Genomic DNA, 15,813 nt, shown 5'->3' with positions numbered 1-15,813 from the left:
AACCACGGATGCCATCAGTCCAGATTGTTCGCTTCGCATATTCGTCCCCCTACTCATAATTCGATAGTGCCCCGTCACGTGGGGCGGCCGACGCGATCTGCCGTGATGGAGGCACCAATTTCTGGGCTTAACACGACCTCGCATTGCCGGTGTTGAACCTAGGGCACCGCCGGCTGGCCCCGCGACATCCAGATCGGACGCAATTCACGTCAATTTGGCTTCTGTCCCAACTCATCTTACGGATTCCTGAAAATATGCAACTTCCGAAATCCGCCTTGGCAGGTCACATTTCGATAAAAGTTATCCACAGAAGCAGTTATTGATCCGAGTTATCCACGTGAAAACGGTCTCAACGACGATCTCTCGCAATCACCGACCAGCAGCGCATCCCATGGAAATTGCAAAGTTATCCACGTGAAAACGGTCTCAAGAGCATGTGAAATCTGTCTCATGATCACGTGAAATCTGTCTCGTCGACCACGCTGCAAGCCTTGATTGGCAAGGCATTCAGGCCTTCCTCAAGTAGTGCATGTAATTTTGCATGTAGCTTTACAAGTAAAGGGCCGGTTTACTTGTGGATATTCTCTCGGCGTTTCCAAGCGAGACCAAGCGAGACCCGGTTGATCGCGCAGTGCTACAACGAAGAAAGCCGTGCGCCACCTGTATGGCGGATACGCAATCGGCTGGCGACCACAAGGAGCCCCGTGTCCTGCGCTGAAACGTTGGCCTCGGGATAGAAGAGCAACGCCTCCTTGAGTCTCTGGAGAAATCGCTTTTTGAAGTCCAGCAACCCGCGGGGCGTATCGCTGTAATCAGCACCGAACTGAAGCTTCAATGACTTCCATGGTATGAGGACACTCGGACGGTTGGTGACTCGCAGGAGAAATATCCGGTAGACCAGCCAGGAGTAGACGTCCATCGCAAAGGGGGACTTGGAGAGTGCGTGCAACACGCGCATGTCGATCGGCACCGGCGACTCCGTCACGTTCCGAAAAAATTCGCTCGACAGCTTGAGTGTGCTTTCCCACAGCATCCGGTCATCAGGCCGATGGGGATCCCACAGCACAAATGCCTCATCGGCAATAGGCATGTTTTTCAGTCCAAACCGCCCATGACTTTGATAGGTAATGGACAGCATTGAGGAGAAAAGCTTCAGGGACTGGGCGCGAAGCCGCTGGCAGTCGCGACCGTCAGTTCGCATCCCGAGCTTGCGCAGGAACTCGTTTTGACTTTTCCCGAGGCCAAGCATCGGCGACTTAGTTTTGACGGCTTCCGTGCAGATCCATGCCAGGAGAAGTCTTGGAACGGTGCCGAACGGGAGACCAATTCTGGGGTTTGCGATGATCGACAGTGACACCGCACCGTTCGTCCGTTCGAAGAATGGCACCCCGGGATCGCTATGGGGCAATGTTGTCTGGACAAGTGCTTGACCCATGAAGGCGAGCGATCCAGCATCGACCTCGATATCGTTGATTTCGGAAGCGAGAGCAATCAGCTTGCCGGCACGCGACAAGCCGGTCAAAACCAGACTCCTCCACGTTCATGCGGACAAACCGGTACTCGTCGGGATCGGGGTGGAAAAATGGAGTTCGTGGCACGGGCATGCATGCCAGAACTTTTATCAGCGGCTACATCCTTTCGGCGGTTGAAATGCGTACTTTTAGGTTACGTTTCGAGCGCGCGGGATCGATCGAGCGTTGAGAATGTGCATGTTCCGACACTCGCCGACTGTGGATTGGAGTTTCCGAGAGCGGTGGAGCCATACATTTTTGTAGGTACTCGGCAGATACTCACGCGGGACGCAAAGCACATCAGCACCGGAACCGAAGTTGCACTGCGGTTTCTGTCTGGTTGCACTCCTGCAACGCTGACAACCGTATCCCCCCAGTCATCCGCTACAGCACACGACAATAGCCTGAATGTCGTCATGCCTTTAGAATTTCACCCTAACAGGGGGAAATAACAAAGCATGGAATTCAAGCCGGGATTTTTTGGAAGGCTATTCACGAGGTCAGGCAACTGGAAGCTCTCGATCAGCAGGGATAATCTCATCCTGGAGTCCGACGCCGCCGCCACTTCTAAGGTTGCATTGCCTGCCATCCGAGTGGTCGATGTCCGTACCGGGATTTTTTGGTCAACAGTACACCTTCAGACTGGCGGTACCGCTGTTGCACTGCGCGGGATATCTCGGAACGATTCGACGCAGCTCCAGGAACATTTGCGTAAGGCAATCTCCCAATCACTTGGCCGGCTGATCGCTCCCTCCGCAAAACTACTTGCGGCAGTAATTGAGAATCTGGAGAAGTTTTACAGCCAGGCGCGGTATTTGGCCAATCGCGATGTGCATATCTGGTCTCAAGCGCAGGCTTCTGGGAACCTCGATGTTCGTAAGCTCATTGAGATACTTAAGCACCCATTTTTCGACAGAGCCATCCTCCAGCGCGATCTGGAGAGAGATATTCAACGCCTTCAGGATATTCTTGCCGGCCAGCGTCAGGAGCTGTCCCGCCGCAACGAGCTATTTGTGGCGAACGAGATGAAACGCCTCAAGCCGTTTTTCGATGCGGTTGAGAGCCGGCCGCTGACAGACGAACAACAGCGCGCAGCTGTTGTTTTTGAAGACCGCAATCTTCTGATTGCGGCTGCTGGATCTGGCAAGAGCTCTACGGTCGTCGCCAAGATCGGCTATGCACTCGAAACCGGGTTTTGTTCTCCGGGTCAGATACTCGCCCTGGCCTTCAACAAGACCGCAGCCGAGGAACTGGATATACGCATTTCAGAACGACTGGCTGGGCAGTTGAAGGGCCGGGGCTCCGTTACCTCCCGGACCTTCCATCGGCTAGGTCTGGACATCATCGCGACAGTCGAAGGCAAGAAGCCTGACTTGGCGCCTTGGGCCAACGAATCGAGGGATAACGAAGGCGCTGCGATCGAGGAGCTCATCCAGACACTTGCAACATCGGATCGTAATTTCCTCGAAAAATGGGTCACCTTTCAGGCAGTTTGCTTCAGGCCCAACAAGGAGCTTCCGCGATTCCAGACGCAGCAGGACTACGACGCCTACCTGCGCCAGGTAGGCGAAGAGCGGGATGGACACAAAGGCATCCGATCGCTGAGCGGAGATCTCGTCAAGTCCATGGAGGAAGTGGCCATTGCCAACTGGCTTTTCATGAACGGGATCGCATACGAATACGAGAGATCTTACGAGTACGAGACAGCAGATCAGCACCATCGGCAGTATCACCCGGACTTCTATTTCCCCGACATCAACTGCTATCACGAACACTTTGCACTCGACGACAACGGCAAGGCGCCGGCGATTTTCAAGGGCGATTACGAAGAAGGCGTTCGCTGGAAGAGAATGCTTCACACCACGAAAGAAACTGACCTGATCGAGACTACCAGCGCCATGTATCGCGCGGGATCACTCTTCGGGCACCTGGAATCGGAACTCAGAAAACGTGGTCAGCAACTCAAGCCAAGATCACCCCAGGAAGTATTGGCCAAGCTCGCCGAGTTAAAGCTACCGTCCTACGGCGGGTTCATTCGCACCTTCATTACCCTGTGCAAGTCAGGCGGGCAGAGCCCGGCAACTTTGGCCGAAAAAGCCAAATCCCAACGTGACCGGTACCGTGCGCTTGCATTCCTGGACGTCGTAGTCCCGGTCTTTCAAGCATACGAGGCCAAACTCACCACCCTGCGCTGCATTGACTTCGAGGACATGATCAGAACCGCCACGAAATACGTCGAGGAACGGAAATTCGTGCATCCCTACCAGCTGATCCTTGTTGATGAGTTTCAGGACATTGCTCACGGCCGCGCCCGCCTGGTACTAGCGATGCTCGAACAAAACCCGGACTGCCGACTATTTGCCGTTGGCGATGATTGGCAGTCAATCTATCGGTTTACGGGGTCTGACATTGGCATCATGGCCAAGTTTGCGAGTCACTTTGGGGTGACCGCGACGAATTACCTGACATGGACGTTCCGATCGAACCAGGGAATCACCGATGTGGCAGCTACCTTTGTTCAAGCGAATCCGTCTCAATTGAAAAAAACGGTCCGGGCAGTCGACAAAACCAAGGACGCGACAATTCAGATTCTCGAGTACGGAAAAGATGAAGACTCGGAAGGAGTGCTTGCTGCCGAGATCGATGCACTTGCCGGTATCGCCAGGACTGAGCAACGAATCCTTCGTGTCTTCCTTCTGGGCCGCTATAACCATCTTCGGCCAAGCTCACTTGCCTCATGGAAAAAACGGCATTCCGACGCGCTGGATATCCGGTTCCTTTCGCTTCACCGATCCAAGGGGCTTGAGGCAGATTTCGTATTTCTTCTGGGGGTGAACTCGGGGGCATACTCGTTTCCCAGCGAGATTGTTGACGACCCATTACTTGATCTCGTTCTTCCGGTTCCAGAAGCTTTCGAGTATTCGGAAGAACGTCGCCTCTTCTACGTCGGCCTGACTCGGGCGAAGCGCCGAACCTATGTGCTCACCAAGAAATCCAGGATTTCTCGTTTTGTACAGGAGCTTCTAAAGCCACAAAATCGAGGAACTGTTATCTACCGAAGCGGCAAGGTGGAAGGTGACCATCCCGATGTCGAGGCATGCCCAACCTGCGGAACCGGGGTCTTGCGGGTGATCACCGGCCAGTATGGTCCATTTATGGCCTGCTCAAATTTTCCGGTCTGCTCCGAGAAGAAGAAGGTAAGTGCGGCCCGATAAAATTGACATGGCTGCTCAGGTGCCGCTCATCACTGGTTGCTGGAGCTGGTTCAAACAATCCTCGACGCCCCCGGCAACCAAGCGGGTCGGAACCGCTAGCATGATGTTGAGCGGCAACCCGAAGTCCTCAACCCGATACCCATCCCGGTCAGTTATCTCATTGCCATAGAGCATAAGATGGCCTTGTAGTCGCTCCACCCTATCTACCGTGCTCTCGAACTGATCGATGTAACCGAGTATCAGTTTCCCTCGGGCATGGGCATACCCCATTTCGAAGGCTGTACCCGAATCAGGCTCGGGCCCGCGGAATGGGTTCAGATTGGCCACCACTGCATCTGCCTCGTCGATCAGCGCCAAGTTATCCTGAAAGATTGCGGTGGGATCACTGCCGGTCACCTCGTCCCCAGGGAACACAGGGACCAATCCCCTTCCTTGGCACAGATCTGCCACCCTGGCCTTGAAGGCAGGATAAGCGCTCCGAAAAACATCTGGTCCAGCAAAATATATTTTCAAAAACAGGCTCCCACGTCCAACAAACTTGTCTGCAATAACCAGGTGGCTGGCGCCCTACAGGGAACCTATTGTCACCCGCCGATAGCTCACCTGGTGAGCTATTCATACAGGACAATACCTCTTGAGACACTTCTAAGCACCAGAAGTATCCCTATACGTGGCGTTGTCATACAATGACCTTACATTTACAAGGCATTGTATCCACGACGCCATGAAAGAACCGAAGACAGAATCGCTAAGCATTCGGGTTACCAAGCGTTTCAAGGAAGCGCTTAGAGCTGCGGCAGACAGGGAAAATCGAAGTCAAGCAAATATGCTTGATGTTCTTCTTTCCGATTACTGCGCCCGGAATGGAATAGAGATTACCGACGAATCAAACCTAAATTCCGCTACCGAGCAACTCGGCGGCGAGAAGAATACAAAAAAAGATACAGGGACTAGAAATGATTGATCAACTCCTGAAACTGCCTGGAAGCGTGCAACTTCTGTTCGCATGCCTACTTGGGCTTGTCCTTTTCTTTGTATTCCGCTTCCTCCTTCCAGGCATTTCGTTGCTCCGGCGTTTGAACTTGGCGGCAAACACGTTAGCGGAAATAAAAACCAATGCGCAAGGTGGGTCAATCGACCCGGATCGTATTGCGAAAGAGGTGATGGTCCATTCCACGCTGATGCACCTATGGGGAGAATTCAGCGAAACACTACACCCGCAAAAGGAATTGGATAGCACCGGTCAACTTCGTACAGTTCGATGGCGATCTACCGTTCCTGCTGAAACTTTTTTCACGCCACAAACGATTGTCGATATCCATCTAAAGACGGACTATTTCAAGCATAGCCCCGGCATCATGACGGGTCTCGGCATTATTGGAACATTCTTTGGGCTTCTTCATGGCCTTGAAAAATTCAAGGGAAAGATCTCAGACAAGCCCGACGAGGTAAGGGAAGGTTTAAGCAACCTCCTTGGTGGTGTTTCAGAGGCATTTATCGTTTCTGCTATCGCGATTTTGAGCGCGATGGTTACCACATTCATAGAGAAATATCTGGCTTCTCAATGCTACAAGCGTGTCGAGGATTTGTGCCAACTCATTGATGGCCTCTATGAAGCGGGAGTCGGCGAAGAATACCTTGCTGAACTTCTTTCGGCAGCAAAGACGTCAGCGACACAGACAACCCAACTCAAAGATGCGCTGGTAGCAGACCTGAAGGAGATCATGGCTGATCTGACCCGTCAACACATTGAGGCAATCCGCCAAACATCGACTGCACAGGTTGAGACGACTACGCGAAGCGGCCAAGAAATTGCAGACGCCATAACCAACTCTTTGAAAGAGCCCATCGAGCGCATGTCAGAGGCCATGAACAAAACTTCAGACACAAACGGTGATGTCGTAACTCGAGCCCTGAATGAAGCCTTGGTTACCTTTTCTACCAAGATGGAAGATGTGTTTGGCGGACAAATGAAGGGCATGAATGATCTGCTTGCACAGACCATGGGAGCCATGCAGACAGCCGTTGGCAGATTTGACCAACTAGCCGAAAATCTCGACTCCGCAGGCAGAAATGCAGCGGATGCAATGGCAGACAAGGTTGAGCAAGCACTGGCATCACTGGAAACGCGCCAACAAGTCCTTAACTCCCAGATGGGCGAATTCGTTTCTCAGATTCGCGAGCTTGTTCAAAGCTCACAGTCGGAAACTTCGAAGAAGCTACAGGAGACACTTGATCTCTTGGGATCCAAGGTGTCGGAAATGGTTGGCCAGCTTGAGGCGCAGGCTAAAAATGCGTCAGACGCCCATGCAGATAAACAAAGTGAGCTAGCTCAACACGCCGCACTGGTTGTCTCAAGCCTTGGAAGCGAGGTGCGTTCAACTGTTGACAGCCTTAACGAGCGCCTTGTCGGGGCCGTTTCGCAACTAGAGGGCCAGACAAGAGCTTCTAGCGAATTCCACCAAGAGCAACAGCGCAACCTGCTTCAACAAGTAGACCAACTACTGTCTGCTCTCTCGACCCAGGTTCAAACACTCGCAGGACAATCAAACGAAGCTGTTCAATCAATGCGGGCAAGTGTGTCGTCAATGCGTGAAGTGACGTCCGACACAGTAAACAAGATGAACTCTGGAGCCGACACTCTTTACGTCGCAGCATCAGATTTTGCTAAAGCCGGTGATGGCGTAACAGGTGCACTTCAGCAGGCAACTGGAATCGCGGACAAGATGACTACTACCGCTGGCGCGCTCTCAGCAGCTGCTAGTACCGTATCGACGGCCGTCAATGACTACCAGTCTGCGCGTGATGCAGTGACACGAATGGTCGCTGAACTGAAATCGACAGTTGAAAACGCTCGTCGTGAGGCATCGGTAACGGATGCGTTGGTTTCAAAATTGGAAGCGGCAGCCAATCAACTAGAGCAAGCAAAGGGGGATGTCAGTGGCTTCTTTGCTCAGGTTTGCACCGAACTTGCGAATGCTCATCAGGAGTTCGCGACCTCGATGGAAGCAACCCTCAAAAAAGGCAACTCAGAGTTTCACAAGGAAATGTCGCAATCTGTCTCTTACCTCTCATCAGCAGTCCAGGAATTAGGGGACGTCGTTGAAGCCATTCCAAGGAGGTGATGAGTGATCGGTACACGAATTATCATCAAGCGGGGATCGAGTGACGAAGCAGAGAAACCGTTCTGGATTTCTTTTGCTGATCTCATGACGGCCATGATGGTGCTCTTTGTTCTTGTCATGAGCGTCGCCCTGCTTGCTGTCACAAAAACGGTTTCCGAGGCGGAGCGAAAAAAAGCAGAACGCGAACAGGATGTGCAGCGCTTATTGGACAAGGTAGAAAAGGCTGCTGCCCCATTCGGGGTAACCGTCGACCGCAAGCGCCAAGTCGTGGATTTTGGCGATCGCGCCCGCTTTGATACAGGTAGCTATCAATTGACGCGCGACCAGGCAAAACTGCTCAGAGCTTTCGTACCGAAAGTACTTGATATCGCCCGAGATGATTTGGGAAAGCGTGTGCTGAAACGAATTGTTGTCGAGGGTTATACCGATCAACGCGGGACCTACTTATACAACCTGAATCTGAGTATGCAGCGTAGTCAACGAGTGTTGTGCGCGTTGTTGGATAAGCCTGGTTCAGAGGAGCGCCCACTGGAAGGACGGGAACAAGAGGAAGTGCGGGAACTATTTCTGGTCGGTGGGTATTCATTTAACTCATCCAAGCCGACACTTGATGAAAGCCGGCGTATTGAACTCAGACTTGAGTTCCTTGCAGTTGATGAGGCCCGCCCTAAGGCGGATGTCGCACAAGGCAACTTCGGCGTTTGCGCCATCTAATTGTTGCCCTACATGAACCATATTGACCAATTACGAAGGCTTCTGCAGCGAACCAATCAGTCGCTGTTTGATGTCGAGCACTGGGGAGATTTGGCATCAATTCAGAACGCCGGTCGTGCTGTTCGAAAACAGTTTGGTGAACTATCTAGCGCAGGCCCTGGAGATGAGAGATCCATTGGAGTGTCAGTGCTGGCATACCATCGAAGTGGTGACTTGCCCAATTATCGTGAGGCCAAATACGTCTGTTTCGGAATTGCCAATAGCTATGGTCGCGACGAATATTGCCTAATCGAAGACCGCAAGCTTTTCCCAAGACTCATCACTCACGTCGATCAATACAAACAAGAACCCAGAAAGTTCAGGCGATGCTACCAAGGACTCCTTTCAGGTTACTTCGAGTATCCAGGCCTTGTGTCTCCAAGCCAGGACGGAAAATCCAACTGGACTGATCTTCAGGGCTATCTCAAGGGCAATCTAACCTTCGTGCAAAGGCAAGAGCCGCCTGTCGAATGGACTAAAACTCTCGGTGAACACGCCAATCTTTTTACGGACGCTCCCTGCCTTCGTTACGGCGATGCCCTTCTTATGGGTGATACACGAGACATTGATACGCTCAGAGAAAAGCTCGCATTAACTGACCGATCTTGGGTCCTCCAGGAGATCATTATTGCTCAGATTGAAGCCGCAACCAAAAAGAGTGATGCCGACTTTAAGGAGCACATTAGACGCTTGCTTGCCTTGATTGATCCGCTGGAGTTGTTGCGGAGCAAAGGCTTGGCGCGTCTCTTGCAGCGCTATCACAAGTGTTCGGAACCGTTAGAAAACATCGACCTTAGAGACTTTTCCCTGAAGCACTGGGGGAGCCCGATGCTTCAGGTGAAAAGGCAGACCTGGTCCGCCTGGGTGCAAGAACCAGTAATCAAAATGGTCGACACATGGCTCAAACTCCGGTCCATCGAAGATTTTTTTGCCCTGCTCGCCCAGGATGGGCAGGCACGCCGAGATCGGCTTGAATTTTGGCTGCGCTATGTAGACGCCATTGATGACTTGTATTTTGCTCTTGGGACAAATGCACGTCAGAACAATACGCCTGACTACAAGCGCATTCGAGAACACATGAAAGGGCACTGGATGTCGCTGGGCGGTGCTGGTGTTTCTGCGGACAACAATGCATTCCTCATGCGTATTGGGAATAGCTTATTCGTCGAGTTTGGGAAGCACGGCAATGCTTCACATGTTTTCCAATACGACAATCTGCCTTTCAGACTTGGTAGTGGATTTGTCGACGGCACCGGTGATGGTCTGAAAAATACCTACCATCCAGGCCACCAGGCCAAGATGACGCACCACCAAGGATGGGAAAGCGAATTTGAATGGACAATTAAAAGACTCACGGGTGCTCGTCCAATCGCGCCAAAGATAAAGACACCACAGCCAATCGCGCAAAACACATACCGAGTAGAGCAGCCCTCCACTCCCCACCCGTCTTCATTCATTGAGACATTACGCAAGTTGGCCAGTGCAAACGGCTATACAGTGGTCGACCACACTAGCAAAGGGGGGAATCTCTGGGTGGAAGCCCCATACAGTGTGAACAATTCCTTCCGGCAATTACTTGAAAAATGGGGATTCAAGTTCAAATCAGGCAAGGGCTGGTGGAGAGAGATTGAATGATGTGGACCTGGTTCTCAAGACAATCGCCATCGGGAGATGTGTCTTCTCCAAGTGATAATCGGCTAACCCTCACGATATCAAATGAGGGGGTGACATTTCGCCCTGACACGTCAATACCAGAGTGGCTCTACAACCCGCTTCAATTTGGCAGATCCTCCGAGACCGTTTCATTTCTGGGCCAGATCGAAGAACGAGGGTTTGCGGAGTTCGACGGAAATGCCATCCTTCTCAGTTGGGACTCGTACTACCGACTACTGCCGGAATGCGATGCAGATGAGCTCAATTCGCTGCTTTCCCTTCCCAAAGAAAGAAAGCTTCGCCCAAGCATTCAAAGTCAGGGGGCACTGGAAGACCCAGATTTTCGAGTGGTATTAGGCGATTGGTTCGATGAACGCGATATAGCTTTAACAGTACCGCCAGACTTCGTTGGTGGGCTGGCGAAGCTCGGAAGTGAAGAATGTGTTGTTCCCGAAGCGGTATGGCGATTGGTTTCGTCTATCAAGCATATCAACACCGCGACCGGTAGATCCGGCCTGGAAAACCGCCGCCTCTGGTCGGATATCCGGATTCATGCTCAGGCAGCTGATGCCGAGCTATCCGATTTTTTGCGTCGAACAGTTGTTCTGACACCTGAACGGCTAAAACTGGGGCTGCGGAAAACCGACATCGGAGATGCGAAGACTGTAGAGGTGCTGCCTTCCTTCGAGGGAGCTCCGAATAAATGGATTGAGTTCTTTGATCGATTTCCAAATGTATTGGATCGGTACGACATCCCAGATGGTGAAGGAATCACTCAAGTAATCATCGATCCGCAGGTAAAAACAGTTCTGAGAGAGATACGGCGCTGGCCCGCCCGGCTGGTTTCAGGACAACGTGCAGAAGCCTTTGTCAGAAACCCCTTTGCGGCACTTGGCGAGGACGCATCGAAGGTTATCGATGAGAAAGAGTTTGAGATGTCCCGTGCCGAAGCGGGTATCACATTCCAGAATTTCACAGCTGACATTCAAAGAAACTCTACTGGCGCTGTCGTTGCGGTATCTCTTCTTATTGAAGAGACCGATGCCACAACCGTCATCGGAGAAAGATATGAGTTTCCCGATATCGACCAGCTCGATCGTTTCATTGCAAAACTAGCCGGTCGGATAGAAAGTAATCACCAGTGCTGCGTATGGGAGGGGTTTGAGCTTGAGATTATTGGTGATACCGAAGCTCAACTAGAGATACTGAGGGAGGCGCGTAAAGAGTGGGGGAAGCCGCAAGTCGTCATCAGCTATGCGGAAGTCCACGATCTATCCAGGTATTCAAGTCGCATTGATGGGATTGGCGTTGAGAAGCCTTACTGCTCACCGTTCATCGCCCGAAAAAGCGATGATGCTGGATTGATACCTGAAAATGTCGTTTTTGGGCTGTGGTACACACCAACAGGTAGCGAGCAACCAATTGCCATCTCCTTAGACGAGCGTCAGCAGTCGAAGCTGAAGTCAACGGTCGAGGAAGCCAAGCGTGCTGGTGAGGACACGATCTCATTCCCGGGGCTGGAAAAACAGATTTCGGTAAGTGATGCTGAAAATATTATTGAAATCCTTGGCGAAGCAACGAAAGATGTCAAGAATGGTGTCTACAAGGCACCTAAGATCGGCGAGGGAGAAACAAAGCCGCCCACTGAGAGAAAATCACTTCTCCTAAAGCCCAATATTGAATCGCTGGAGTATGTGGAGAGCAAATCTCGACGAATAGAAGCTCTCTCGCTGCCGCCATCGGCAAGCCCTGCCTTGCCCTCTTCTCTGAAAAAAAGCACGCAGCTGAAAGAACATCAACGCTTGGGAATTGCTTGGCTCCAACATCTCTGGAAAAACACACCAGAGTATTCACGTGGTGCGCTCCTTGCAGACGACATGGGGCTTGGCAAGACACTTCAACTGCTGTGCTTTATTGCAAGCTGTATCGAAACCGACCCAAAAATTGATCCGGTCCTCATTGTCGCTCCTGTATCACTCCTGGAAAACTGGAAAGAAGAAGTCGAGAAGTTTTTTGAGCCTGGAACATTGCCAGTCTTGATGCTCTACGGCGATGACCTGAAAAGCAAGAGAATATCCAAGAGCCTTATTGACCAGCAACTGCTGCAGGAAGGAATCCTGCGTTTTCTCTCTCCTGGGTGGCTTGGAGATGCAAAGGTTGTTCTTACAACCTATGAAACTCTACGTGATCTAGAGTTTTCCTTGGCCGCCCAAAAATGGTCGATTATGGTCTGCGATGAAGCGCAGAAGATCAAGAATCCAAACGCCTTGGTCACCAGAGCTGCGAAGAAGCAGAACGTTCGCTTCAAGATCCCCTGCACAGGAACCCCAGTAGAAAACACTCTGGCCGACCTCTGGAGCCTATTTGACTTCATCCAGCCCGGATTACTCGGAGCACTTAATGAATTTGGGACTCGGTACCGCAGGCCAATCGAGGCAGAAACGGATGAGGAAAAGGAGCGGGTTCAGGAGCTTCGTGCTCTGGTTGAGCCACAGCTTCTTCGGCGTACCAAGGCTGACGTTGCCAAAGATTTGCCGAAAAAGATTGTTGTTGATAGCTGCAAGTCCCTGAATATCTCACAGCATCAACGTGATCTGTATAGCCATGCTGTTCGTCTATACAAACAACGTTTCAACGGTGGAGATAGCCCATTCAAAAATCACCTTGGGCTAATTCAGTACCTTCGCCATCTTTGCACGGATCCCAGACCGATTGGGCAACGAAGTAATCTTACGGAGTCATTTGAGGACTATTCCCGAAAAGCCCCGAAAATTGGTTGGCTGATGAACGCTCTTGAAGAAATCAAGTCAAGGGATGAGAAGGCCATTGTCTTCGTAGAATTTCACGACCTACAGCGTCTACTTCAGCGTTTCATTGCCCATCGTTTTGACATCGTTCCAGACATTATCAACGGCACAACGTCCGCATCGTCAAAAAGCTCGGACAGCCGGCAAAAACGTATCAAGGCGTTTCAACAGGACGATGGTTTTGGGGTGATTATTCTTTCCCCACTCGCTGTTGGCTTCGGCGTGAATATTCAAGGTGCCAACCACGTCATTCATTACACCCGAACCTGGAACCCCGCAAAAGAAGACCAAGCGACTGACCGAGCTTACAGAATTGGCCAATCGAAGGATGTTTTTGTGTACTACCCAGTGGTGACTGCTGATTTCACAACCTTTGATATGAAGCTGGATGCCTTGCTGGAATGGAAGAGAGGCCTCTCAAACGACATGTTGAACGGATGCGGAGATCTGTCTTCAGGTGACTTTGACGAGCTTGAAAGCCCCGATGGGGATGGCGCTTTCGATGATGTCCTTGTGGACGAAGACGATATTGCAACATTTGACGGCCGATTTTTCGAGGCCTTCTGCGCGGCACTGTGGGCAAAGCAGGGCTACACCACGTACCGAACCCCTGACTGTGGCGACGGTGGTATAGATGTGGTTGCTATCAAGGGAAGCAACGGCTATCTGTTGCAGTGCAAGAGTTCGATGAATGATGGAGCTTCCCTTGGGTGGGAAGCGATCAAGGATGTCGTGGCCGGCGAGGCTCTGTATCAAAAGAAGCATCCCAAAGTGGCATTTTCGAAAGTTGCGGCGACAAATCAGCGGTTCAACAGCACCGCGAATTCTCAGGCACAAGCGAACGGTGTAACACTTTTTGACAGACACGACTTGGTTCAGCTACTGCGATCTTTCGCAGTAAAGCGGATTGAGCTAGAAAAGTTCCTGCTGACGTAGTTATCCCCAGATCCCATTCGAGGGATGCGTAGCATTGTTTGGAGTGTTCAAAGGCCTAGTCCACCTCCTTTATTCGTTGCGGTTCTTACTCCATTAGTTTGGCTGGCCCAAACAGAACAACTTATGTTTTGTACCCTGCAAGGGTCATCCTAACTTCCTGAATCACTTTTTCCTTAAGGACGGCTGGCGCCACAACCTCCACCGAGGAGCCATATTTCAATACGTCCATGATTAACTCGCGATCATCACTGTAGGGAATCTCCAGGAGGTAGAAGCCGTCTTTGTCGAAGCTTGATTTCTGATCTGGATGCCAGCGTTCCGCGGAGACCCATCGGGCACGTTCGGGCGTAAATCTCAACTTCGCCCATGAGACCTTCGATCCTGAAAATATCCCATACCCACTCTCTAAGACTTCCTTGAGTTGTGACTTCGGAACGTCCTTCGCCTTTTCATCAACGAGCTCCGCATAGCGGATTGCATCGATAGAGAAACTGCGAATACCGTTTCTCAAATGGCACCAGGTATCGACATACCAGTTATCGCGGTAAAACACGAGCTGTTGCGGGGAGACAATTCGTTCAGAATCCTCCCCGGTTTGCCGGCCGAAGTGGCGAATCTTCAGTCGCAACCGGCGCAATGTCGCCGTCGCTACGACCTCAAAGAACTGTGTAGCGACATGCCGTTTTGCCGCATGAACGATTCGGAAACGTTTTTCGACCTCCTCAGCAGAGTGATCAGCACTGCCCAACAAAGCCTTCAGCCGAGTCTGAAGGGGCTGAATGTGGCCGGCGAGAAGACCGGGTTCAAGGTTCGATAGCAACTGCTGCATCGTCAGCAGCGCGTGAACTTCGCCCGCATTGAACCAGAGTCCCGGCAATGAATAGGCGGGCGAATTGGGATCCGGCTGTACAAAGCGATATCCACCAGCGTCCCTGTCCCATTCGATGGGCGCATTCAAGCGATCGCGCATGTACTCAAGATCGCGCTTGAATGTAGCCAAGGACACACCGAGTTCATCCAGGAAAACCTGGATAGGCACCAGCATACGATCATTGAGGAGCTGATCGATCTTGTAAAAGCGTTCTGTACGGTCCAATTTCACCCATTCAAGAGCAAGTGTGTTCATTACCCTGGGCCAACTTCGAGTTGATAATTTCTCGAATGTACCCGCCGTCAAGCTCACCAGGTGAGCTTGAATAGTTGCATGATAGTTAGATTCAAATGCGAAGGAAATACATCTGCAAAATGGTAACAACCACCTACGTTTCAACATTTCTTGGCAATCGGTTCTATCCGTTGGAACCACGAATTGATCAGATTGCAATCGAAGACATCGCTCATGGGCTCGCATACCAGTGCCGGTTCAATGGGCAGACTTGCGACTTTTACTCTGTGGCCCAGCATAGCCTGATCGTCGCATCCATTGTGCCGCCACCGATGCAACTGGCTGCCCTTCTCCATGACTCCGCCGAGGCTTACCTAGGTGACATGGTGAAACCATTGAAGGTTCTACTCCCCGAATTCGCCAGGATCGAGGACCAGGTCACGGAAATTATTGCAGCGGCGTTCGGGGTCGACTTCTCCGACTACGTTGCCATCAAGAAAGCTGATCTTGTGGCGCTTGCCACGGAAAAACGAGACCTCATGCCCTATTCTGTCGAGTCTTGGGACTATCTTGATGGGGTATCGCCACTTCCCGAGAAGATCAAGCCAGTCGGCCCTGTAGAAGCCAAGGCACGGTTTCTCGGAGAGTTTCAGCGGATCATGATGAGATGCGAAAACCGCTAGGCAGTATGCCGCTATACCCGCCGCA

Annotated in this window: 10 protein-coding genes; 7 read left to right on the top strand and 3 right to left on the bottom strand. The window is 51.6% G+C overall.

Annotated features, from left to right (window positions below):
* Positions 1-634 precede the first annotated feature (634 nt).
* On the bottom strand, positions 635-1,522 hold the full coding sequence (locus tag PG1C_RS05120) for a replication protein RepA (RefSeq protein ID WP_202636323.1): 888 nt from the start codon (positions 1,520-1,522) through the stop codon (positions 635-637).
* Between the two features lie 447 nt (positions 1,523-1,969).
* Between PG1C_RS05120 and PG1C_RS05115 the strand changes: the two genes are divergently transcribed.
* Positions 1,970-4,726: a UvrD-helicase domain-containing protein gene (locus PG1C_RS05115; protein WP_202636322.1), complete on the top strand. Its 2,757-nt coding sequence runs from the start codon at positions 1,970-1,972 to the stop codon at positions 4,724-4,726.
* Positions 4,727-4,741: 15 nt separating this feature from the next.
* Here PG1C_RS05115 and PG1C_RS05110 read toward each other — a convergent pair whose 3' ends face one another.
* Positions 4,742-5,239 carry a nucleoside 2-deoxyribosyltransferase gene (locus tag PG1C_RS05110; protein ID WP_202636321.1) on the bottom strand — a complete coding sequence of 166 codons (498 nt, stop codon included), beginning with the start codon at positions 5,237-5,239 and terminating at the stop codon, positions 4,742-4,744.
* 211 nt (positions 5,240-5,450) lie between these two features.
* On the opposite strand from PG1C_RS05110, the gene PG1C_RS05105 reads away from it, so the two are divergent.
* From PG1C_RS05105 to PG1C_RS05085, 5 genes are read left to right on the top strand one after another with little or no spacing between them, the layout of a single operon-like run.
* Positions 5,451-5,690 carry a hypothetical protein gene (locus PG1C_RS05105; RefSeq protein WP_202636320.1) on the top strand — a complete coding sequence of 80 codons (240 nt, stop codon included), beginning with the start codon at positions 5,451-5,453 and terminating at the stop codon, positions 5,688-5,690.
* Entirely contained in the window at positions 5,683-7,851 is a 2,169-nt protein-coding gene (zorA, locus tag PG1C_RS05100) for an anti-phage ZorAB system protein ZorA (RefSeq protein ID WP_202636319.1), read from the top strand. Before PG1C_RS05105 ends, zorA begins: the two co-directional genes overlap by 8 nt.
* Before the next feature lie 3 nt (positions 7,852-7,854).
* Positions 7,855-8,565 (top strand): OmpA/MotB family protein, encoded by a 711-nt coding sequence (locus tag PG1C_RS05095; RefSeq protein ID WP_202636318.1) that lies wholly within the window; start codon positions 7,855-7,857, stop codon positions 8,563-8,565.
* A gap of 12 nt (positions 8,566-8,577) precedes the next feature.
* On the top strand, positions 8,578-10,239 hold the full coding sequence (locus PG1C_RS05090; protein ID WP_202636317.1) for an EH signature domain-containing protein: 1,662 nt from the start codon (positions 8,578-8,580) through the stop codon (positions 10,237-10,239).
* Positions 10,236-14,000 (top strand): SNF2-related protein, encoded by a 3,765-nt coding sequence (locus PG1C_RS05085; RefSeq protein WP_202636316.1) that lies wholly within the window; start codon positions 10,236-10,238, stop codon positions 13,998-14,000. Before PG1C_RS05090 ends, PG1C_RS05085 begins: the two co-directional genes overlap by 4 nt.
* A 121-nt stretch (positions 14,001-14,121) precedes the next feature.
* On the opposite strand, the gene PG1C_RS05080 is transcribed toward PG1C_RS05085, so the two are convergent.
* Positions 14,122-15,126, bottom strand: coding sequence for a helix-turn-helix transcriptional regulator (locus PG1C_RS05080; protein WP_237218296.1), 1,005 nt, complete (start codon positions 15,124-15,126; stop codon positions 14,122-14,124).
* 119 nt (positions 15,127-15,245) lie between these two features.
* Here PG1C_RS05080 and PG1C_RS05075 point away from each other — a divergent pair, with 119 nt between their 5' ends.
* Positions 15,246-15,788, top strand: coding sequence for a hydrolase (locus PG1C_RS05075; protein WP_202636315.1), 543 nt, complete (start codon positions 15,246-15,248; stop codon positions 15,786-15,788).
* Positions 15,789-15,813: the final 25 nt, after the last annotated feature.

Origin of the sequence: Rugosibacter aromaticivorans (assembly GCF_000934545.1) — a bacterium.
Taxonomy (GTDB): Bacteria; Pseudomonadota; Gammaproteobacteria; order Burkholderiales; family Rhodocyclaceae; genus Rugosibacter; species Rugosibacter aromaticivorans.
This window is presented reverse-complemented; position numbering and strand designations above follow the sequence as displayed.

What these genes read in the sequence shown, in the direction of transcription:
- PG1C_RS05115 (WP_202636322.1), top strand. Translation starts at nt 1,970, where the DNA reads ATGGAATTCAAGCCGGGATTTTTTGGAAGGCTATTCACGAGGTCAGGC.
- PG1C_RS05105 (WP_202636320.1), top strand. Translation starts at nt 5,451, where the DNA reads ATGAAAGAACCGAAGACAGAATCGCTAAGCATTCGGGTTACCAAGCGT.
- zorA (WP_202636319.1), top strand. Translation starts at nt 5,683, where the DNA reads ATGATTGATCAACTCCTGAAACTGCCTGGAAGCGTGCAACTTCTGTTC.
- PG1C_RS05090 (WP_202636317.1), top strand. Translation starts at nt 8,578, where the DNA reads ATGAACCATATTGACCAATTACGAAGGCTTCTGCAGCGAACCAATCAG.
- PG1C_RS05085 (WP_202636316.1), top strand. Translation starts at nt 10,236, where the DNA reads ATGATGTGGACCTGGTTCTCAAGACAATCGCCATCGGGAGATGTGTCT.
- PG1C_RS05080 (WP_237218296.1), bottom strand. Translation starts at nt 15,126, where the DNA reads ATGAACACACTTGCTCTTGAATGGGTGAAATTGGACCGTACAGAACGC.
- PG1C_RS05075 (WP_202636315.1), top strand. Translation starts at nt 15,246, where the DNA reads ATGGTAACAACCACCTACGTTTCAACATTTCTTGGCAATCGGTTCTAT.